Raw genomic sequence first — 20,916 nt, forward strand, 5'->3', positions numbered from 1 at the left:
TCATTAAGCAAATTCATACCAAATTTCAGCGGAAATCAGAATGAGTTATCTCGATAAGCATGATTGCGCCATCCTCGCGGCCCTGCAGGCCGATGGCACCCTGTCGATCGCGGCCCTGAGCGAGAAGGTCGGCTTGTCCAGCACCCCGTGCTGGAAGCGGGTCAAGCGGCTGGAGGAAGAAGGCTATATCCAGAGCCGCGTGAGCATCATCGACCGCGACAAGGTCGGGCTGCCGGTCACGGTGTTCGTCAGCATACGCACCACCGAACACGACGAAAAATGGCTGACCCGCTTCGCCGCCGCCGTCATCGCCCTGCCCGAGGTGATGGAGTTTCACCGCATGAGCGGCGATGTCGACTACCTGCTCAAGGTCGTCACCACCGACATCGGCGGTTACGACCGTTTTTATAAAAAGCTGATCAAGACGGCGCACCTGAGCGGCGTGTCGTCGGCCTTCTCGATGGAGCAGATCAAGTACACCACGGCGCTGCCGCTCGATCTGATTTTGAAGCGTCTTCCTGCCTAAAACGGCATATAAAATTGTGCCGAATCGTGCGATGATGCCGCTGTCCAGATCAGAGGAGAGACATCGTATGGCATCGAACAATAAGAGTATTGCTTTCGCCGCAGCGTCCCTGCTGCTCGCATCCCAGGCCGCGCTGGCGCAGGAGCAGGTCGTCAAGATCGGCATCACCGGGCCGCTCTCGGGCGCCAACGCCTTCGCCGGCAAGGATAACGAAAACGGCGTGCGCCTCGCGCTGGAAGAACTGAACGCCAAAAAAGTCAGCATCGGCGGCAAGACCATCAAGTTCGAACTCAAGTCCGAGGATGACCAGGGCGATCCGAAAGCCGGCGTGGCGGTGGCGCAAAAACTGGTCGACGCCGGCGTGCACTTCGTGCTCGGCCCCTACAACTCCGGCGTGGCCATTCCGGCCTCGCGCATCTACAACGACGCCGGCGCGATCATGTCGACCGTCGGCACCAATCCCAAGGTGACGCAGAGCGGCTACAAGGGCGTGTTCCGCATCGTCGCCAGCGACACCCAGCTCGGCGGATCGATGGCCGGTTATGCGGCCAAGCAGCTCAAGCTCAAGACCATCGGCGTGATCGACGACCGCACCGCCTTCGGCCAGGGCATCGCCGCCGAATTCGTCAAGCAGGCCAAGGCTTCCGGCATCACGGTGGCGGGCCACGAGTTCACGACCGACAAGGCGAGCGACTTCGCCGCCATCCTCACCAAGCTCAAATCGAAGAACATCGATGCGATTTTCTTCGGCGGCTACGCGCCCCAGGGCGCGCCGATGGCGCGCCAGATGCGCCAGCTCGGCCTGAATGTCAAGCTGCTCGGCGGCGACACCCTGTGCAGCCCCGAAATGGCCAAGCTCGGTGGCGATGCGGTCGGCGACAATGTGCTGTGCGCGCAGGGTGGTGCGATCCTCGACAAGCAGGCCGACGGCCCGGGCTTCCAGACGCGCTACAAGGCACGCTTCAAGCAGGCGCCCGATGTGTACGCGGCCGCGTTCTACGACCAGACCATGTTCATGGTGCAGTCGATGAAGGCCGCCAATTCGCTCGATCCGTCGGTGGTGGCCGCAGCCATGCGCGCCAGCAGCTACAAGGGCGTGGTGGGCACCTATGCCTACGATGCGAACGGCAATATGAAGCAGTCGGCCGTCACCATCTACACCTTCAAGAACGGCGCGCCTTTCGCGCTGGCCACCAACTGATGCGCGCCTCCCTGATCCTGGCGGCAGCGCTGGCCGCGCCGGCCTTCGCATCGGCTACCGCGTCGGCTACCGCGCCGGCTACCGCGCCGGCTACCGCGTCGGCTACCGCGCCGGCTACCGCGCCAACGCCCGCACTGACGCCGCCGCTGTCGCACTTCGGCATCGCGCAGCAAGCCATGCCGGCTTTCATCCAGCGCTACCAGCTCGATTACGCCAGCCTCGACAAACTGTACACGGTGGCCAACGGCAGCGCGCGCGCGCGCCAGATGCAGGAGTTTTTCGAGCAGTGGCGCGCCGCCCTCGACGCCCTGCCGTTCGACAGCTTCGGCGTGGAAGACCGCATCGACGTGGTCATGATGCGCAACCAGATCGACTTCGAGCTGCGCGAACTGGCAGCCCAGCGCAAGCGCTTCGCCGAGGCCGAGCCGCTGGCGCCGTTCGTGCGTCCGCTGATCGACATGGCCGAAGCGCGCCGCGTGATGCAGGCGCAGGATGGCGCGGCCAGTGCGGCCGTGCTGCAGCAGGCGCTGGTGGCGGTGCGCAAGGCGCAGGAAGCGCTGCTGGCCGGCGCCGACATCAATGCGCCCAAGCCGATGGCCTCGCGCAGCGTGGCCAACCGCGCGGCGCAGGTGCTGGCGGCCACCGCCAAGGACCTGAAAGCCTGGTACGCGTATTACGAAGGCTACGATCCGCAGCTCACGTGGTGGGTCAAGCGCCCCTACGCCGACCTGGACAAGGCCATGAGCGATTACGCGGCCAGCCTGAACGAACGGCTGGTGGGCAAGGCGTCGGCCAAGCTGCTCAATGTGACGGGCGACCCGATCGGGCGCGAAGGGTTGATGAGCGCCCTGCGGCGCGAGATGATCCCGTACACGCCGGAAGAACTGATGGCGCTGGCCGAAAAGGAGCTGGCCTGGGGCGAGGCCGAACTGCGCAAGGCGTCGGCCGAAATGGGTTTCGGCAGCGACTGGCATGCGGCCATGGAGAAGGTCAAGACCATGTACGTGGCGCCGGGCGAACAGCCGGCCATGGTGCTGGGCCTGGCCAAGGAAGCGATCGATTACATGGCGGCCAACAAGCTGGTGACGGTGCCCGAAGTGGCGCGCCGCAGCTGGCGCATGGACATGCTTTCGCCCGAGGCGCAGCTGATCAACCCCTTTTTCCTGGGCGGCGACACGATCCTGGTGTCCTACCCCACGGCCGACATGACGCACGAGCAAAAGCTGATGTCCATGCGCGGCAATAACCCGCACTTTTCGCGCGCGACCGTGCAGCACGAACTCATTCCAGGCCATCACCTGCAAGGGTTCATGGCGGATCGCTACCAGCCGCAGCGCCGCCTGTTCGATTCGCCCTTCTTCACCGAAGGCTGGGCCGTGTACTGGGAAATGCTGCTGTACGAGCGCAAATTCGCCGTCAGGCCGGAAGACCGGATCGGGATGATGTTCTGGCGTAATCACCGGGCGGCGCGCATCCTGTTTTCGCTCGGCTTCCACATGGGTAAAGTCACGCCCGAGCAGGCGGTCGAGATGCTGATTGCCCGCGTCGGCCACGAGCCGGATAACGCGCGCGCCGAGGTGCGGCGCTCGTTCAACGGCGATTATCCGCCGCTGTACCAGGCCGGCTACATGGTCGGGGCGCTGCAACTGCGCGAACTGAAACGCGAGCTGGTCGACGGCGGCAACATGACGCTACTCGAATACCACGACCGCATTCTCGAAGGCGGCGTGCTGCCCATCGAACTGGTACGCGCGCGCCTGAAGAACGAGAAGGTCGCGCGCGACTTCAAGGCGGGCTGGCGCTTCTACAAATAGGCGTCAGCGCCGCAAGCGCTTGAGGAACACCGTCATCTCGCGCGAGGACTGGAGGTCGCCCTGCTTCACGGCGACTTCCAGTCCTTTGTTCCAGGCCGCTTCCGCCTCCTGCGGCCGGTCCAGCGCTTGCCAGGCTTTACCGAGCAGCTTCCAGGCCGCCGAGTAAGCGGGATTTTGCTGCGTGGCCTGTTGCAGGTGCAGCGCCGCCGCCGCCGCGTCGCCCTCCTTGAGGCAGGCGTTGCCCAGGCCGAAGCGCAGCAGGGCGTTATCGCGCCCCGCTGCCAATAGTTTTTCCAGTTGTTCGCGCATGATCGTCTTCTCCTATCGTTTGCCGGGCGCGCGCGCCAGCAGCGCCGCCAGTGCGGGCGCCAGCGCAAAGCTGGCGAACAGCCACATGGCCGCCGACTGCGCGCCCGCCTTGCCTCCCGGCGCGGTCAATCCGGCGCCATTGGCCACCAGTCCCGCCACCGCCGCGCCGATCGCCATGCCGTACAACTGCACGGTGGTGATCGCCGCCGATGCCAGGCCGCCCTCGCCCGCCGGCGCCAGCGTCAGCACGCGCGTGAGCAGATGCGGCCAGCCGAGGCCCACGCCGGCCCCGGCGCCGGCCAGCGCCAGGCCGCACAGGAGCATCAGCATGGCGGGCGAGAGGACGTCGCCACCCGGCACCAGCAGCGCGAGGGCCAGCAGGCTGCCTGCGCCCAGCACCGGGCCGGCGCGCAGCATCGCCACCGCACTCGCACCTTCGCGCCCTGACGACAGCATCGAACTGGCGCTCCAGCCGGCCGCCATGGCCGCGCTCAGGTAGCCAGCGGCCAGCGGCGTGTAGCCGTGCAGCGTCTGCAAAAAATACGGTACGTAGATTTCAGTGGTGGTGCCGGCCAGGAGCAAGGCCACGCTGGCATACACCGCGCCCAGTGGCGATTTGAGGGCGGTGGTCCCGGCAGGCAGCAGGCGCACCGGCGAGCGGCGCTCGACGGCGATCGCCGCCACGCCGAGCGCGATCCCGGCCGCGACGCCCGCGCCCTGCCAGGCGAGCATGCGCGACAAGCCGCCGGCGGCCACCGCCAGCACCGAGGCGGCCAGCAGCGCGATCTGGCGCACCGGGATCGGCGGCTGCGCGGATGCGGCGGCGGCCGGACGCAATCGCCCCGCGACCAGCAGCGCTTGCAGCAAGGCGACCGGCAGCAGGGTCCAGAATGCCCAGCGCCAGTGCCCGGCCTGGGCAAACAGGCCGCCCACGGCCGGCCCGCACAAGGTGGCCACGCCCCACATGCCCGATACCAGGGCCACCGCGCGCGGCCACAGGGGCGCGGGGAACACCACGCGGATCAGCGCATAGCTCAGTGCCGCCAGGGCGCCGCCGCCCAGGCCCTGCACGCTGCGTCCGGCCAGCATCCACGGCATCGACATCGCGCTGGCGCAGGCGCTTGACCCCAGCGCAAAGATGCCGAGCGCCGCCAGGCAGGCGCCGCGCGCACCGGCGGCGGCCAGCAGGCGCACCGACAGGGCCGCGCCGAGGATGGAGGCGACCACGAACAGGGTGGTGTTCCAGGCATACCAGTCCAGGCCTCCGATGTCCCGCACCACCGATGGCAGCACGGTGGTGACGATGTGGACATTGATCGCATGCAGCGCCACGCCGCCGGTCAGGGCCAGGGCCAGCAGACCGTTTTGGCCGGAAAACAGTGCGCCCCAGGAGGCGGTGGAAGGGAAGGCAGTGGACATGGCGGGTGATCGACAGGAGGGCTGGATTGGCTTAATATGCAAGCAATTGGTTGGATTAATAAGTGGATAATAAGGCGGCAGCATGACTTATGCAAGCAAATCGTTGGATAATTCGGCCGATGGCAAGACGGCCGACCGCATCTTGTTCTTCATCAAGTCCAGGGGGCCGAGCGCCACGGCCAGCCTGGCGCAGATGCTGGAGATGACGCCCGAGGCGGCGCGCCAGCAGGTACAGAAGCTGGCCGCGGCGGGCTTGATCGAAGGCCGGCAGCAGGATGCGGCGGGCGTGGGCCGGCCGCGCCAGCACTGGGTGCTGACCGAGGCCGGCAACCGGCGCTTTCCCGACACGCATGCGCAAATGACGGTGCAGCTGATCGGATCGATCCGCCAGTTGTTTGGCGAGGAAGGGCTGGACAAGCTGGTGGCGCAGCGCGAGAGCGAAGCGCGCGCGCTGTACCAACAGGCCTGCGGCGGCGCCAGCGTAGCCGAGCGGCTGGAACAGCTGGCCGCGATCCGCACCGGCGAAGGCTACATGGCGCGCATCGAGGCCGATGCCCAGGGCTGGCTGCTGATCGAAGACCACTGCCCCATCTGCGCCGCGGCGCGCACCTGCCAGGGCTTTTGCCGCTCCGAGCTGCAACTGTTCACCGAGATCGCCGGTCCCGGCACGACGGTGACGCGCGAACAGCATGTGCTGGCCGGGGCCACGCGCTGTGCTTACCGCATCGCTCCTGTATGAAAGTTGCTTGATAGACTCAGCCAGATTGACTATGCTTCGCGCATCTGACTATTGCGGAGCTGGCATGACCACACAAACACCAACAGGCATCGGAAAACTGTTCGCCGTCGCCTGCCTGATCGAAGGCCTGACCTGGACCGGCCTCTTGATCGGCATGTTCCTCAAGTACGTCACCGACACCACCGACCTGGGCGTATGGCTGTTCGGGCGGCTGCACGGCGTCGCCTTCATGTTCTACGTGGTCGTGGCGGTGCTGTCCGCGCTGCGCCTGCGCTGGCCGTGGTGGGCCAGCGCCATCGCCGTGCTCGCCGCGGTGCCGCCACTGGTGACGATTCCGGTGGAAATCTGGTTCCAGCGGCGCGGATTTCTCACCGAGAAGCCAGCCGCGCAATCGTAAAACAAAAAGCCGCTCACGTGAATCGGTGAGCGGCTTGAATGGCAGCGGCCACGGACTCGGCGCAAGGCGCTGCAAGCCGGGCTTGCCTGGGCCGGTCAGCATCTCGCAGTTTGCTGGCTCGGCGAAAGCACGTCGTCTGGCGTCGATCATACGCGCGAGCGCGCGAGCGCGACAATACAAATTCCCACTCGTGCGGACGTGGCCGATATGGCAAATCTATCGCGCACTTGACGGGCGGTAAGCGATCTGAAAATCGCGTATCCTGATGGCCGATTTCACTTTTCCACCGGATATACATCATGCATAAAAGTCTTGCCCGGACCGCCTTGTGGGCGGCGCTCGCCGTGACCTTCGCGCCCGCTGCGGCGCTTGCCGCGCCGCCGGCCGGAAAAGTGTCCGGCGTGGTCTCGGCCCAGGCCAAGAAACAGCTTGATGCGCTGGCGCTGGAGTATTACGAAGCGGTGGCGCGCTTCGACCCGGTCGACGCCACCGACCGTGGCGACAACCGCTTCGACGACCAGATCGGCCTGAGCATCGGTCCCAAGGAGCATGCGCGCCAGAATGCGCACTACAACGTCTTCCTCAACCGCCTGCACGCGCTGGACCGGCGCGCGCTCGACCTGCGCTCGCAGACCAACTACGACGTGCTCGAATTCGAGTTGAACGGTCTCCTGTCGTTCGCCAACCTGCCGGAACTGATGCTGCCCGTGAACCAGATGGACAGCATCCCGGTCACCATCGCCAACTACGCCAGCGGCGACGGCGCCCAGCCCCTGACCACGGTCAAGCAATACAAGGCGTACCTGAACCGCCTGACGCAGCTGCCGGCATGGATCGACCAGGCCATCGCCAATATGCGCGAGGGGATGCGCGTGGGCGTGACCCTGCCGCGCGCGGCGGTGGTATCGATGCTGCCGCAATTCCAGAAACTGGTCAGCGCCAAGGCGGAAGAGAGCATTTACTACACCCCGATCCGCAACATGCCGGCCTCTTTTTCGGCGGCCGACAAGGCCGCGCTGGCAGCCGGCTACCGCAAGGCGATCGACGCCAGGCTGGCGCCGGCGCTGGTGCGCCTGGCCAGCTTCATCGAAAAGGACTACCTGCCGGCGGCGCGCACCAGCACCGGCTGGAGCGCCCTGCCCGAGGGCAAGGAGTGGTATGAAAAGCGCGTGGCGCTCCAGACCACTACCAGCCTGACGCCGGAGCAGATCCACGCGATCGGCCTGAAGGAAGTGGCGCGCATCCAGGGCGAGTATGCCGTGGTGGGGCCGAAGATGGGCTACACCGGGCCGGCGGTCGCTCTGCCGGGGTGGGTAGCGCAGCAGGATAAATACAAGCCGTTCAAGACCGACCAGGAAGTCATCGACGTCTACCGCAAGCTCGATGCGCTGCTGCGCACCAAATTGCCGGCCTTGTTTACGCTGATGCCGAAAGCGCCGCTGGACCTGCGCCTGGAGCCGGAATTGTCGCGCGCGACGGCCTCGGACCACTACTCGGCGCCGGCCATCGACGGCTCGCGGCCGGGCGTGTTCTGGTCGGTGGTGACCGATCCGACGCAGTACGGCAGCACCGGCATGGTGACCCTGTTCCTGCACGAGGGACAGCCCGGCCACCACTTCCACATCGCCCTGCTGCAAGAGCTGAACCTGCCCAAGTTCCGCCAGTTCAGCGGCAACACCGCCTACACCGAAGGCTGGGCGCTGTATGCCGAAACCCTGGGCAAGGAGATGGGGCTGTTCGACAAGCCGGAGGATTACTTCGGCCACCTGAACGACGAAATGCTGCGCGCGGTGCGGCTGGTGGTCGACACCGGCATGCACGCGAAAGGCTGGACCCGCGAGCAATCGATCCAGTACATGCGCGATACCCTGGGCTACCCGGAATCGACGGCCCGCAGCGAAACGGAGCGCTACATGGTGTGGCCGGGACAGGCGCTCGGCTACAAGATCGGCGCGCTCAAGATCACGGAGCTGCGCCAGCGCGCGCAAGCGGCGCTGGGCGATAAATTCAACCTGCCCAAGTTCCACGAGATCGTGCTGGAAGACGGTACCTTGCCGCTGTCGCTGCTGGAAGGGAAGATCAACCGCTGGATCGAGAAGAACCAGTAAGGGAATGGATGGCTGCCGCCCCGTGGCATGTTTTGGCGGCCCATCCAGTCATTGACAGCGTATTTGCGGCAGCCTCCCGATCCTGAATCGGGGCGTTCGTCGCCGGACGACGAAACCAGGGAGTGACGCAATGAAAACCATCGTTTTGCTCGGCCTACTCTTTTCACTCGCCAGCACGTCGCCAGCAAACAGCCAGGAAGACGCTTCCGGCTTCACCACATTGAAGGGCGCGTACCGAACCTATTCGCGTGGCATGGGAGATCCCGGCGCCCCCACCGCTGCTGACACCAAGATCATGTTTTCCATCGACGGCAAGGCTGCACGCGAGATGTTCGATGCCCTGGGCAAGGACGTCAAGGACGCGTGTACCGAGGGTAGCGGAACGCGCGTGCGCACGAAAGATCAAGAACGCCTGTGGTGCAGCCGCAGCAAGCAGGGTGTGTATTCCTGCGCTTTCGGGTTCGATCTGAAAAGCGGAAAGAGCATCGGCGGCTCCCTGTGCTGATGGCTCGCCTGCATGGCCGACACCGGCATGCAGGCGCCAGGCTAGACCCGCGAATCGCAGCAGTTGAGGCCATACGGCCAGCCGTGTGCAATCGTCAGCGAACTGTCACAAGAATTAGTTTAACCAATGGCACTCCATGAGCAAAACGAAAAAGCTGGATGTTGAAATTCTTCGGTCCGTCCTCTTTTCGGAGCCAGGCGGCGGCGTAAATACGCAGCTGGATGGTGCCGACAAAAAAGATGACGCATTATATCGCCTATTTGAAGCCGCTGAAAATAATGGAACTATCGGGGCCATAGATTGGCGAGCCGGGCCGGATGAAACTACCAGTGAAATCGACCGGATGCTGAGCGACCTCGGCATACATGACTTCGACTGGACCTTTATCGACCATCTTGCAGACATGGATCAAGGGGAGGTTCTAAGAAATAACAATTTCCTTTGCCATACAAGGGATCAGCTCAAATCAATCGGTTTGAATCTGGCCTATTTCAACCGCTTCGATGACGCATGCAGATTTTCGATTTTGAGCGATGAGAATTTCTTAAAAATTGATAACATGTTCAAAAAAAATCATATTTCTATTAGTAATGATTTTGAACCTGATGCGTACTATTCCTTAGGTAAACTCCATTTAAAGAAAACGGGCTTTTCGCAATCGGGAATGAGCCCTGACGCCGCTATTTTGGAGCATGAGCAAAAAGAACGAAAGATCAAATCGCTTCGAAAACTGCTGAACGATGAAGCGGCGATGGCGCCTGGTGAGGAAAAACATTCACTTGCCCCTGCGTATGCTCGTTTTTCCGTTCCGGAAAAACTGGGCGAAGACAATAACGCGTGGGCAATAAGTTCCGCCATCTCCTTATATGCGACTTGGACGGCACGCCGTGCTTCCCAGCGAATCATTGATGGAGAAACAGCTTGCCTGCCATTCATCGTGGATAGTTGGCGGCTTGATCTTTTACATCGCGGCTTTCTGGAGCAAAGCTATTTGCAAGCGCTTACAGAATTTCCACGTGTTGAAGATTTGACGGGAAATGTCAGCCTTTTTGATGCATGTATATATTGGAGATTAACGATTGCGGCTGCCGGATTTTACTATTTTGGATACGAAGAAGAGTGGAAATCCTGTGCTGCCTACTACACGATGTTTGAACGTCGGAATGTAATGACAAATTCATACGAGGAAGATTTTGAACGCATGCAATGGGCCTTGATACGCTTTCTCGCAAAGGATTGTGCGACGCATGAGGATTTGAATGAACTTTCCAAAATTGAACCATTCGGATCATTATTTGGAGCATGGGCTGATGACGATTATTTTACGGAAGCGCTTGATGGCTTATGTGACTGGCACCTCAACCAGTGTCATGCTGCCATTCGGGGCGATAGTAAAATACATGCGCCAGGATATGATTTTTTACCCGTATGGATCTTATCTATCGCGCGCAAGCGGGAGAAGGAAATTGGCCGCCTTTGCCTGCCGCACAACGACTTGATGAGGATAACGGAGAAATATTTATCTATTCCATCGGGTGCCCCTGTCGGACAGCTTGTTACGGACCTCAATGCACTTTACGCAAGGGAATTTGGTGGTCAGACAGATTTCCATAAGGCTTGGGACACGTATCTTAGTCATGCTCGTCCATGACATCTGGCACGCCGCGCGTCGTGATCGCCCATGGGCCAAGCTGTAATGCACCATACGCCCCCTTGGCGTTCAAGAAAATACCCGGCGTCTGGAGGGAGGCAGCCACCTTCCTTGCACCGCCGGCCATGGGCAATCTAAAGTCAAGCCACGGCAGCCGATTTCCCTGTATCGAACGGCCAACTTACGCTAGGTGGATCCGCACCAATCGCGGATCTTGAAGTCGCCGAACGCCATTTACATCACCGACAGCACCGGATAGCGCCGCCACTCCGGTTCCACATAGCGCGCGCAATTGGCGAAGATGAAGTCGAGCACCGCGCACTGGTCCGACAACAAGGCCGGATGGGCCGCCTTCCAGGCCTCGAACTTCGCCTGCAAGGCCGGTTCGTCGCGCAGCAGTTCGAGCGCGTGGTCCTCGAACACGTAATCCGAAAACGCTTCCTTCTTCTCCAGCACACTGTTGAAAAATCCCCAGCGCAAGAAGCTGTCGTGGCCCTGCGGCTCCAGCGTTTCGACCACGTAGCGCGCCATGTCCTGGTCCAGCGCAATCCACCAGTCGCCCGCGCGCAGGGTCACGGCCTGGGTGACCGTCTCCAGCTGCATGTCGTCATGGAACATATGGCCTTCGTACGCATTCGCGCGCGAGCCGACCGACACGATGCGGTAGCAGCGCACCTCTTGCATGCGGTCGGCCTCGATGCGCTGCATCGCCACGCCGTTCCACTGCAAGCGCTCGACCACTTCGCGCCAGGCTTGCGGCACCACATACGCGCGCGGCGTCGCCACCACGATATCAGCCGGGAAGCTGTTGAAGTAGGCGATGTCGCGCTCCCACGGCTCGTTGCGGTCGTACGACAGGCGCGTGTAATTGCCGATCACGCTAGGCGTGTACCTGGCCGCATAGCCGCGGAACGGGAAGGTGGAAGGATTGTCCGCATCCATGGACCAGTGCACCGGCCACTCGCGCCGCGCCTTGCCCTCGTCGCGCGCGGCGCGGCGCAGTGCCTGGATGGTGGCCGCCTGCGCGGCCGTGAAATCGAGCGCCGTTTCGACCAGCGCGCGCATCGCGTCGTAGCGGTCGGCATAAGGCTTGAGCATGTGCGTTTCGGGCATGAAGCCGATGGTGTGGTGCAGCGCCGCGAAGCCGGTCGAAAAGCGCGGCGTTTCCAGGAATTCGGCAATGCCGTGGTCCGGGCTGTCCTTGACTGGATTGACATACGGGCAGGTCGGCCAGCCGCGCCGCGCCATTTCGCCGAACATATGCGGCAGCATGGTGCCGCGCAAAAATTCGCCGAGCGCGCCGCCAAGCTTGTCGGCCTGGGTGTGAATCAGGGTCATCGTGTATGGATAATCGGCGCCGTTGGAGGTGTGGGTGTCGACCATCACATCCGGGTCCCAGGCGGTGAACAGCTTGTTGAACACCTGCGCGGTGAGGCTGTCGCACTTGACGAAATCGCGGTTCAGGTCGAGGTGGCGGCTGTTGCCGCGAAAGCCGAACTGCTCGGGACCGTCCTGGTTCACGCGCGAGGTGTTGGCGCGGTTGATGCTGCCGTCGACGTTGTACAGTGGGACGAACAGGAATACGGTCTTGCCCAGCGCGGCCAGGCGCGCAGGCTCGGTGCAGAAGTCGCGCACCAGCGCCATGCAGGCGTCCACGCCTTCCGGCTCGCCCGGATGGATGCCGTTATTGTTGAAGAAGACCGGACGCCCTTCGTCTTTCAGGCGCTGGCGGTCGAACACCCCGTCGGCGGTGATGACGCCGGCGTGGATCGGCAGGCCGGCGTCCGAGGTGCCGACCACGCCGAAGTGCAGCACGCGGGGGAAGCGGCGCGCCAGTTCTTCGTACCATGCGATGCAGTCAGCCCAGGTCGTGGTCTGATTCTGGTTGCCCTGTTCGTAGGGCGTTTTCAATTCGTTCGACATGATGTGTTGTGCGATGAAGGTTAATACAGTGGGAATACGATACAGCAGTCAGGCCGCTTGTGCGATCGGCAGGGCGATGCCGATCACGGTGCCTTTGTCAGGCTCGGAGCTGAAGTCGATGGTGCCGCCCAGCGCGTACACGCGTTCGCGCATGCCGATAATGCCGATGCCGGACGAGGCGCTGGCGGTGCTGAAGCCGGCGCCATCGTCGGCGATTTCGATATGCAGCGTGTCATCCTGCTCGGACAAGGTCATCGCCACCTGCGCATGCGTGGCGCCGGCGTGCTTGAGCACATTCGACAGCGCTTCCTGCACGATGCGGTAAGCGGAAATGGCCAGTTCGCTCTCCAGGCCCGAAAAATCGCCGTCGGAGTGGAACTGGAAGTGGCATTCCGGATGGCTGGTGTCGTAGTGGCGAATCATTTCTTCCACCGCGCCGTGCAGGCCGAGCATGTCGAGCACCTCGGGGCGCAGGCGCCGCACCAGGCGCCGTCCGCTGGCGTACAGGTCGAGCGTGAGCTTGGTGATCGCTTGCGACTTCTGCTTGATCTCGTCGATCATCGGGCCCTGCTCCACCTTGCCGGCCAGGTGCAGAATACTTTGCGATTCCAGGCGCGCGGCGATCAGCGAGGCATTGAGTTCGTCGTGGATCTCGATGGCGATGCTCTTGCGCTCATCTTCGACGATCGAGTTCACTTTCTGGATCAGCTTGCGCTTGTCGGCATCGGCCTTGAGCGCTTCGTTGCGCGATTCGACCAGGTCCTTGGTGCGTTCGGCGACCTTGTTTTCCAGGTCCTGGCGCGAGCGGCCCAGCGCCACCGACATTTCGGTGATCGATTCCTGCAGTTCCCCCACCTCGCCGCCGGTGGTGACGGGCAGCGCCACCTGGTAGTTCCCGCCACGGATTTCGCGCAGCGCGCCGATCGAGGACTTGAGCGGAATGGTCAGGCTGCGCGCCAGCACGTAGGCCAGCGCGCCGCTGACCACCAGCGCCAGCGCGGCCATCGCCAGCTCGACCTGGAAGCGGCGCGCCTGCTTGTGCAGCATGTTCGTGGGCGACATCGTCACCCGCACGTAGCCCACCACTTCGGTCGGCACGGTGGTCGGCTTGGTGTCGCTCGACCCCGACACGTGCGGCACGCCGTTGTCCGAGAACAGGTTAATCCAGATCATCTGCTTCTTGATCGGCGCTTCGTAAAAACGGTCTTCGCCGACGGCGGAGTTCTGCGAGACGACGCTGATGGCGCCCTTCTGGTTGGCGTCCACCACTTCGATGCGGTGGATGCTCTTGTCCGACTGGACCAGGCCATTGATGGTCAGGCGCAGGTCGGACAGGTTGCCCGAGATGACGTTGTATTCGCTGGTTTCGGCCAGGGCCTTGGCCAGGATGCGGCCGCGCTCTTCCAGCTCCAGCGCCACCTGGGCGCGGTGCGAGTACCAGGAGTAGCCGACGAAGGACGAGAACAGGAACACCACCGGCAGCATGGTGATGAAGGCCATGCGCGTGCCGATGCTCCAGCTTTGCCAGAATCGCAGCTTCATCGGCGCCTCACCGGTGGACGGCGCGTGAAATGGCGGGCGGCGTCGTCGACCGCCACGTCGAGCGAGCGCGCCACGCCTTCGTTGATGACGGTGCTGAAGTAGCGCGGGAACTGGGGCGGCGCCAGTTCGCCCGTGGCCACGAATTCGTTGGCCACGTCGGCCACCTGGGCGTTGATCTGCTCGATGGTGGAATAGGTGGTGGCCAGTGCGCCGGCCATGACCATGTCGGCCGAAAAGCCGATCACCGCCTGGTTGTGGCGGTAGGTCGAGAGCAGGATGTTGCGCACGTTTTCGGTGTTGTAGACGCTGCGGTCGGGCATGGCCAGCAGGACCTCGGTTTTGCCGATGCGGTTCAGGACCACGTTGATATCCTCACTGGGGTCGTAATGTTCGATTTCGGCGATGCCTTGCAGCGTCGGTTTCAGAAAGCCCGTATTACTGCTGACGATGGCGGCCACGCGCACGGGGCGCTTGTAGAGCAGCTCGATCAGGCGCAGCTGGTCGACCGGGGCCGGCTCGGCGTAGATGGCGGTCATGGACAGCGCGCGCGCGGGCAGCAGGCCTTCGGTGACGGAGCGCCAGACCTGGCTGGAGGTGAAGGCGGCGATAACGACGCAGTCGCACTTGCGCGCGGCCACGTTGCGCAATGCGACCGGGCCGATGGCGACGTATACCATGCGCCGGTGCTGGGCCAGTTCGGTGCGAAAGCCGCCGAAGATGGGGACCAGCTGCTTGTACAAGTCGTCGGCGATGCGGCGCGTGACGCCGGAATCGTCGGCGGTGACGATCTGGAAGCGAAAGCCGGTGGGGTCGGTAGCGTTGGCCGGGCTGGCGACACCGGCTGCGCCGGCGGCGCTGGCGAACGTGAGGCCGAGGACCAGGGCGATGGCCGGCAGCGCACGCCAACCGCCGTCGCCCCCGCGACGGCGGGGGCCCAAGTTCGTGCCGCAGCCAACGGCTGAAGATGCCACCTGCCTTCCCGCCAACTGCCGCCTTGGCGCGGAAACGACGGTCGGGCGAAAGCGCGCGTTCGCGATCCATCTGCTCAAGCCTGCGAACACGCGACCTCCCACTACGGCTCGATCAAGCCGTACTTGACGGCCAGCTTGGTGATATACGCCTGCCGGTGCACGCCCAGCTTTTCCTTGACCGACTGGCTGATATTGCTGATCGTCTTGGTCGACAGATTGAGCTTTTCGGCGATTTCGGCATTGGTCAGTCCTTCGGCCATCAGCTTGAAGATCTCCAGGCCGCGCTGGTCGAGCTGCGACTGCGGCGAGGCGTCGCCGCGCACCGACAGGTTGGCCAGGCGCTCGGCGATCTGCGGCAGGAAATACAGCTTGCCCTCATGCGCGTGGCGCACCGCCGTGGCCAGGTCGGCCGGGTCGCAATCCTTGGTGACGAAGGCGCGCGCGCCCAGGCGGTAGGTTTCCTTGATCAGGCTATCCTGGTCGAACTGGCTCAGGAACACGATGCGCGCCGCCGGAAACTTTTGCAGGATGCTCTTGGCCGCATCCAGCCCGGTCAGCTCGGTGCCGAAGCGGATATCGAGCACCAGCACGTCCGGATCGAGGGCGGCATACATCTCTTCGGCTTCATCGGGCGTCTTGGCCTGCCCCACCACATCCATGCCGACACCGGCCAGCGACATGGCGAAACCGGTCATCACAATCGGATGGTCGTCCGCCAGCAAGACCCGAATCGATTTTTGCTCAGTCTGCACTTTCATTCTCCACGGGTAAAGGCTGCGTTGACTTACCCCGCCTTGCCATTGAATCGCACCAATATGTGCGACCCGACCGCAGGCACGCCGCGCCTACCAGATTATTTCACACATCCGCCCCTGACGCGAGCCATCGCCCACCCGGCAGGATTTGCCAGAAGAATCACCCGCATGGAAGCAAGCACGGCAATAAAATTACTACGAAAACCCTTCTTAATTGCTATGACATAGCATATATTTGATCCATGGACTGGAAATAGCGGTGCGGACTTCCACCATGCGAGCCATTTCGTGAACACAACAATACGGAGCACACCATGCATTTTTCTCAACAGCATATTGGCAGCGGCAACAAATTCAGCAAAATGGCCATCGTCACCGCGCTGCACGTCCTCGTTGGCGCGGCGCTGATTCACAATATGAACCGGGTTCCGGCGTTTACGGGTACCGAATCGGGGCCGATCGAGGTGACGCCCGTGCTCGAAAAACCGCTTGAGCCGCCTCCGGAGCCGGAGCAGTTCAAGACCGATCCGGTGGTGCCGCCGCTCCTGATTCCCAAGTCCGTTGTCGATGTCCTGCCGCCGCCCCCGGACGTGGTCATTACCGGCGCCATCATCGACAAGGTGCCGCCGCCGCCGGTAGCGACCGGACCGGGGCGCAAGGTCGAGCAGGTCATCCCACCGTCCGTGGTGGCGGCGGCCAAACAGACCCGGACCGCCGTGCTGGCCGACGCTTCGGCCTGCGTCAAACCCGACTACCCGGCGCGCGCCGCCCGCAATGGCGACACCGGCACCGTCAACCTCGCGCTGCTGGTCGGCGTGGATGGCAAGGTGAGCGACGCCCGCGTCGACAAATCGAGCGGATCGCGTGAACTCGACAAGGCCGCCGTCGCCGCCCTGAGCATGTGCAAGTTCAAGCCCGCCACGACCAACGGCGTCGCCGAACCCGCATGGGCGCAGATCGCCTACGTCTGGACGCTCGACTGAGCGAAGCGCCCGGCCCGCCATGCGCATGAACAGACGCGCCGCCATGCCAGCCGGCGTCGCGGGACTGGCCGCCGCGCTGCTGATGATGGCGGCGCTGGCCTGGCGCGCGCTGTGCCCCGCCGCGCTGCCGGCGGCGCCGCCCGCTGCCGCTGCGGCGGCGTTTTCGGCCACCCGCGCGCTGGTGCATGCCGCCTTTCTGGCGCAGGCGCCGCGCCCCATCGCCAGCGACACCAATGCGCGTGCACGCGACTACCTGCTGGAAAAGCTGCGCGCGCTGGGCCTCGATCCACAGGTGCAGACGGCAACCGTCAGCAGCGGCGGGCGCGATGGCGCCGGCAATGCCCGTCTCACGGTCGCGGTAGTGCACAACATCGTGCTGCGCATCCGCGGCAGCGCGCCGCCGCGCCACCTTCCGCTGATGCTGGCCTCGCACTACGACAGCCTGCCCGATGCTCCCGACGCCGGCGGCGCGGTGGCCGCCCTGCTCGAATCGCTGCGCGCCCTGGGCCAGGGTGCGCCCCCGGCCAACGACCTGATCGTGCTTATTGCCGATGGCGAGCACGCCGGCTCGCTGGGCGCGCGCGCTTTCGTGGAGCAGCACCCGTGGGCCCGCAAGGTCGGGCTGGTACTGCGTTTCGACGGCGCGCCAGGACAGGCGCCACTGGCGCTGCTCGATACCCACGGCGGCAATGGCGACACCGTGGCGGCATGGGCGCGCCTGGACGCGGCGCCGGCCGGCTCGTCGCGCGGGCCAGGCGGGGCGGCCGATCCGTCACCGCTACGCACGCTCGGCCTGGCCAGCATGCGTTTCGCCAGCCCGGCGCACAGCGTGAACGACAGCGCCGCCATGCAGCACGGCGGCGAGGCGATGGTAGCGCTGGCGCGCGCGTTCGGCGCCCGGCCGCTCGATACCATCGCCGCACCGGACCGCGTGTTCTTCAGCGTGCCGCTGGCCGGCGCGCTGCATTACCCGGAGCGCATCGTCTGGCGCATCACGCGCGTCGCCGGCGTCCTGTGCCTGCTGGTGTGCTGGGCCACGCTGCGGCATGGCGCGACGCGCATCGGCCCACTGGCGCTGAGCGGCGCCATGGCGGGCGCGCTGGTGGCGCTGATCGTCCTGAGCGCGGCCAAGCCGGGCGCCACCTACCTGCTGGCGTGGCCGCTGATCGGCGTGCTGCTGGCCACGGGTGCGCTGCACCTGCCGCAGACGGCGGCGCTGTCGCGCCATGCGCGCGCCGCCATCCTGGCCACCGGCACAATGCCGGCGATCGCGCTCCTGCTCCCGCTGGCGGCGGCCGCGTGGACGCGGCCAGCTGCGCCGGCGGCGCCAGCGGACAGCATCACCTACCTGGCCGACGCCACCACCTGGAAATCGTACTGGCTCGATGGCGCCGGCGCGCGCGCATCCACGGCGGCGCCGCGCACCGGCATCGCCTTTCCGCACATCGCCATGCTCGAAGACGACAGCACGCCGGCCAGGCGCCAGGTGGCGTTTGCGCTCACCTCGAAAAACGCCGCGCCGACCATCGAACTGCGGGTCGACGGCGCGCGCGTACTGGCCGCGCATCTCGACGGCCGCGCGCTGGCGACACAACGTGGCGGCGACTGGACGCTGACCCTGCACGGCATGGGCGAGCGGCGCCTGCACGTCAAGCTGGAGCTGGAAGGCGGCGTCAGCGCGCGCGTCCATATCCAGGAGTCGATCCCCGGCTTGCCTGCGGACGCCATCCCGGGCAAGCGCACGCACGCGCCGCGCGGCGGCCGCACACTCTCCACGGACATGCTGGTGCTGCGCTAAGGCCGCGCGATTTCCTTTGCAATCGGCGTGGCGGAATGGCATACAATGTTTCGCTCCGCCCCCGTGGGCGCCGTATTTACCACCCTCCACCGCACTAGGAACCCATGCAAAAGATGCTTTCCTCCCTCGTGAGCACGGCCCTGGCTATCAGCCTGGCCGCAGCTTTCCCCGCGTACGCCGCCGGCGCCGCGTCCGTCCCCACCGTCAAGGAAGCGCCGCTGCGCGCCCACCTGTCGTTCTTGTCGAGCGATGTACTCGAAGGACGTGGCACCGGCCAGCGCGGCGGCGACCTGACCGTGGCCTACCTTGAATCACAGGCGCTGGCCGCCGGCCTCAAGCCGGGCAACGGCGACAGCTTCCGCCAGTCGGTCAAGATCGCGGGCGTGAAAGCCACGCCTGAGAGCAGCAGCGTGGCGCTGGAAGCGGGCGGCAAGGCGCAATCGCTCGCCTTCGGCAAGGACTGGGTCTGGGCGCCGGGCGACGCCAAGGCCGTGCACGCGATGGATGCGGAACTGGTCTTCGTCGGCTACGGCATCACCGCGCCGGAAGCAGGCTGGGACGACTACAAGGGCATCGACGTCAAGGGTAAAATACTGGTCATGATGGTCAACGACCCGGCGCCGACGGCAGCCGAGCCGAATCGCTTCAACGGCAAGGGCCTGACCTACTACGGCCGCTGGACCTACAAATTCGAAGAAGCCGCGCGCCACGGCGCCGCCGGCGTGCTGCTGATTCACACCGACGCCTCGGCCTCGTATGGCTGGAGCGTGGTGCAAAACAGCTGGCTGAGCGAACGCTTCCAGCTGGCGCAGGGCAAACTGGGCGCCAATATGCAGGGCTGGATGACGGAAGCCGCCGCGCGCACCCTGTTTTCCGCCGCCGGCGAAGACCTGGACGCACTGCGCAGCGCCGCCGAGAACAAGGACTTCAAGCCGGTGGCCCTGAAAGCCAAAGTCAAAGGCGAGATGAAGTCGGCCATCCGCATGGTCGAACAGTTCAACGTGGCCGGCGTGGTACCGGGCACCGATCCGACGCTCAAGGACGAAGTGGTGATCTACAGCGCCCACTGGGATCACCTGGGCAAGCAAGGCGAAGGCGCCGACACCATCTACAACGGCGCGGTCGACAATGCCTCCGGCAGCGCCGGCCTGCTGGCGATGGCGCAGGAAGCGGTGCGCTCACCGGCCAAACGCAGCCAGATGTTCCTGTGGGTGGCGGCCGAAGAACAAGGCCTGCTGGGCAGCGCGGCGTACGCCAGCAGCCCGCTGTGGCCCGCGAACAAAACCGCGGCCAACCTGAACCTGGACAGCCTCAATTTCGTGGGTGCGGCCAAGGATATCAGCACCCAGGGCAGCGAACGCACGGAACTGGGCGCGATGGCGGAAGCGACCGCGAAAGCCATGCGCCTGGTGGTGCGCAAGCCGGAGCCGGACCTGGCGGGCGGCTACTTCCGCAGCGACCATTTCAGCTTCGCGAAAGCCGGCATTCCGGCCTTTTCGATCGAAGGCGGCAAGGACTATGTGAAGGATAGCGTCGCGGGCAAGGCCAAGGAAGACGCGTACCAGGCGCGCTATCACCAGGTGGGCGACGAATACGATCCGACCTGGGATTTGTCGGGCATGGTGCAGCAGGCGCAGTTCACGCTGAACCTGGGCTTGCGCGTGGCGAATGCACCGACGATGCCGGCCTGGAAAGCCGGCGACGCCTTCGGCAAGGTACGCGCCTCGGGCAAATAGAACAGCACGGGGTGGGCTTGCGGCCCACCCCATCTTCTTATTGCAGTTCGAATTCGGCCGGGCTCAGACCGAGTTCCTTGCAAATCTTGACCGCCACGACCTTTTCGCTGGCATCGAAATTGCCGTCGGCCGAAGCGATGGCGATCACCATGCGCACCAGCAGGCGCGCCGCTTCGCCGTTCGATTTCATCTTGCCCAGTGCCTGGTAGGCTTTCGATTCGCCGATATCCTTGTCGAATTCGAGCTGGCCCACGTGATCCTGGAAGGCCTTGATCACGTCGCTGGTCGTAAACACCGACAGCGCATCGTGGGTCTCGATGAACTTGACCATTTTTTGCTTCTCATCCGACGTGATATTCCCGTCCGCCATGGCGATCAGCGCCGAACCGGCCATGGCCGCGTTCATGAAATCCTTGTTCTTGAATTTCAGGATGTCCGTTTTCATTTCACCGGCTTTGGTTTTCAGGCGAGTCAGAAAATTGTCGAAACTCATGGTGTACTCCGGTTTGCAAGTTGATAAGAACGGCAATCTTACTCTG

General features: G+C 64.1%; 18 protein-coding genes. 11 read left to right on the plus strand and 7 right to left on the minus strand.

Annotated features, from left to right (window positions below):
- Positions 1-40: 40 nt before the first annotated feature.
- From F2P44_RS00430 to F2P44_RS00440, 3 genes are all read left to right on the plus strand, one after another.
- Positions 41-526 (plus strand): Lrp/AsnC family transcriptional regulator, encoded by a 486-nt coding sequence (locus F2P44_RS00430; RefSeq protein WP_167084017.1) that lies wholly within the window; start codon positions 41-43, stop codon positions 524-526.
- A 67-nt stretch (positions 527-593) separates the two neighbouring features.
- Positions 594-1,727 carry a branched-chain amino acid ABC transporter substrate-binding protein gene (locus F2P44_RS00435; protein WP_167084019.1) on the plus strand — a complete coding sequence of 378 codons (1,134 nt, stop codon included), beginning with the start codon at positions 594-596 and terminating at the stop codon, positions 1,725-1,727.
- A complete protein-coding gene (locus tag F2P44_RS00440) occupies positions 1,727-3,541 on the plus strand; it encodes a DUF885 family protein (RefSeq protein ID WP_167084021.1) in 1,815 nt (604 codons plus the stop codon). The genes F2P44_RS00435 and F2P44_RS00440 overlap by 1 nt, the downstream gene beginning before the upstream one ends.
- 3 nt (positions 3,542-3,544) lie before the next feature.
- On the opposite strand, the gene F2P44_RS00445 is transcribed toward F2P44_RS00440, so the two are convergent.
- Both F2P44_RS00445 and F2P44_RS00450 read right to left on the minus strand, forming a co-directional pair.
- Complete coding sequence (locus F2P44_RS00445) at positions 3,545-3,850, minus strand: tetratricopeptide repeat protein (protein WP_167084023.1); 306 nt, start codon at positions 3,848-3,850, stop codon at positions 3,545-3,547.
- 12 nt (positions 3,851-3,862) lie between these two features.
- Positions 3,863-5,269, minus strand: a complete 1,407-nt coding sequence (locus tag F2P44_RS00450) for an MFS transporter (protein WP_167084025.1) — start codon at positions 5,267-5,269, stop codon at positions 3,863-3,865.
- 82 nt (positions 5,270-5,351) lie between these two features.
- Between F2P44_RS00450 and F2P44_RS00455 the strand changes: the two genes are divergently transcribed.
- The 5 genes from F2P44_RS00455 (at position 5,352) to F2P44_RS00475 (ending at position 10,669) form a co-directional block, all read left to right on the plus strand.
- Positions 5,352-6,008 (plus strand): helix-turn-helix transcriptional regulator, encoded by a 657-nt coding sequence (locus F2P44_RS00455; protein ID WP_167084027.1) that lies wholly within the window; start codon positions 5,352-5,354, stop codon positions 6,006-6,008.
- A gap of 64 nt (positions 6,009-6,072) precedes the next feature.
- Positions 6,073-6,405 carry a DUF3817 domain-containing protein gene (locus F2P44_RS00460; protein ID WP_167084028.1) on the plus strand — a complete coding sequence of 111 codons (333 nt, stop codon included), beginning with the start codon at positions 6,073-6,075 and terminating at the stop codon, positions 6,403-6,405.
- Between the two features lie 299 nt (positions 6,406-6,704).
- Positions 6,705-8,513 (plus strand): DUF885 domain-containing protein, encoded by a 1,809-nt coding sequence (locus tag F2P44_RS00465; RefSeq protein WP_167084029.1) that lies wholly within the window; start codon positions 6,705-6,707, stop codon positions 8,511-8,513.
- Positions 8,514-8,643: 130 nt separating this feature from the next.
- Positions 8,644-9,018, plus strand: coding sequence for a hypothetical protein (locus F2P44_RS00470; RefSeq protein WP_167084030.1), 375 nt, complete (start codon positions 8,644-8,646; stop codon positions 9,016-9,018).
- A gap of 136 nt (positions 9,019-9,154) precedes the next feature.
- Positions 9,155-10,669: a DUF6630 family protein gene (locus F2P44_RS00475; protein ID WP_167084031.1), complete on the plus strand. Its 1,515-nt coding sequence runs from the start codon at positions 9,155-9,157 to the stop codon at positions 10,667-10,669.
- A gap of 234 nt (positions 10,670-10,903) precedes the next feature.
- On the opposite strand, the gene F2P44_RS00480 is transcribed toward F2P44_RS00475, so the two are convergent.
- From F2P44_RS00480 to F2P44_RS00495, 4 genes are all read right to left on the minus strand, one after another.
- Positions 10,904-12,592 (minus strand): M14 family zinc carboxypeptidase, encoded by a 1,689-nt coding sequence (locus tag F2P44_RS00480; protein ID WP_167084032.1) that lies wholly within the window; start codon positions 12,590-12,592, stop codon positions 10,904-10,906.
- Positions 12,593-12,640: 48 nt separating this feature from the next.
- A complete protein-coding gene (locus F2P44_RS00485; protein WP_167084033.1) occupies positions 12,641-14,134 on the minus strand; it encodes a sensor histidine kinase in 1,494 nt (497 codons plus the stop codon).
- Positions 14,131-15,072: a hypothetical protein gene (locus F2P44_RS00490; protein WP_229423310.1), complete on the minus strand. Its 942-nt coding sequence runs from the start codon at positions 15,070-15,072 to the stop codon at positions 14,131-14,133. The genes F2P44_RS00485 and F2P44_RS00490 overlap by 4 nt, the downstream gene beginning before the upstream one ends.
- Positions 15,073-15,206: 134 nt before the next feature.
- Positions 15,207-15,863 (minus strand): response regulator, encoded by a 657-nt coding sequence (locus tag F2P44_RS00495; RefSeq protein ID WP_167084034.1) that lies wholly within the window; start codon positions 15,861-15,863, stop codon positions 15,207-15,209.
- Positions 15,864-16,174: 311 nt separating this feature from the next.
- Here F2P44_RS00495 and F2P44_RS00500 point away from each other — a divergent pair, with 311 nt between their 5' ends.
- From F2P44_RS00500 to F2P44_RS00510, 3 genes are all read left to right on the plus strand, one after another.
- Positions 16,175-16,843 (plus strand): energy transducer TonB, encoded by a 669-nt coding sequence (locus tag F2P44_RS00500; protein WP_167084035.1) that lies wholly within the window; start codon positions 16,175-16,177, stop codon positions 16,841-16,843.
- Between the two features lie 25 nt (positions 16,844-16,868).
- Positions 16,869-18,641: a M28 family peptidase gene (locus tag F2P44_RS00505; protein ID WP_167084036.1), complete on the plus strand. Its 1,773-nt coding sequence runs from the start codon at positions 16,869-16,871 to the stop codon at positions 18,639-18,641.
- Positions 18,642-18,745: 104 nt separating this feature from the next.
- Entirely contained in the window at positions 18,746-20,377 is a 1,632-nt protein-coding gene (locus F2P44_RS00510; RefSeq protein WP_167084038.1) for a M28 family peptidase, read from the plus strand.
- Between the two features lie 37 nt (positions 20,378-20,414).
- On the opposite strand, the gene F2P44_RS00515 is transcribed toward F2P44_RS00510, so the two are convergent.
- A complete protein-coding gene (locus F2P44_RS00515) occupies positions 20,415-20,870 on the minus strand; it encodes a tellurite resistance TerB family protein (RefSeq protein WP_167084040.1) in 456 nt (151 codons plus the stop codon).
- Positions 20,871-20,916 lie beyond the last annotated feature (46 nt).

The sequence above is a fragment of the Massilia frigida genome, from assembly GCF_011682175.1.
In the GTDB taxonomy this organism is placed as follows: Bacteria; Pseudomonadota; Gammaproteobacteria; order Burkholderiales; family Burkholderiaceae_D; genus Telluria_A; species Telluria_A frigida.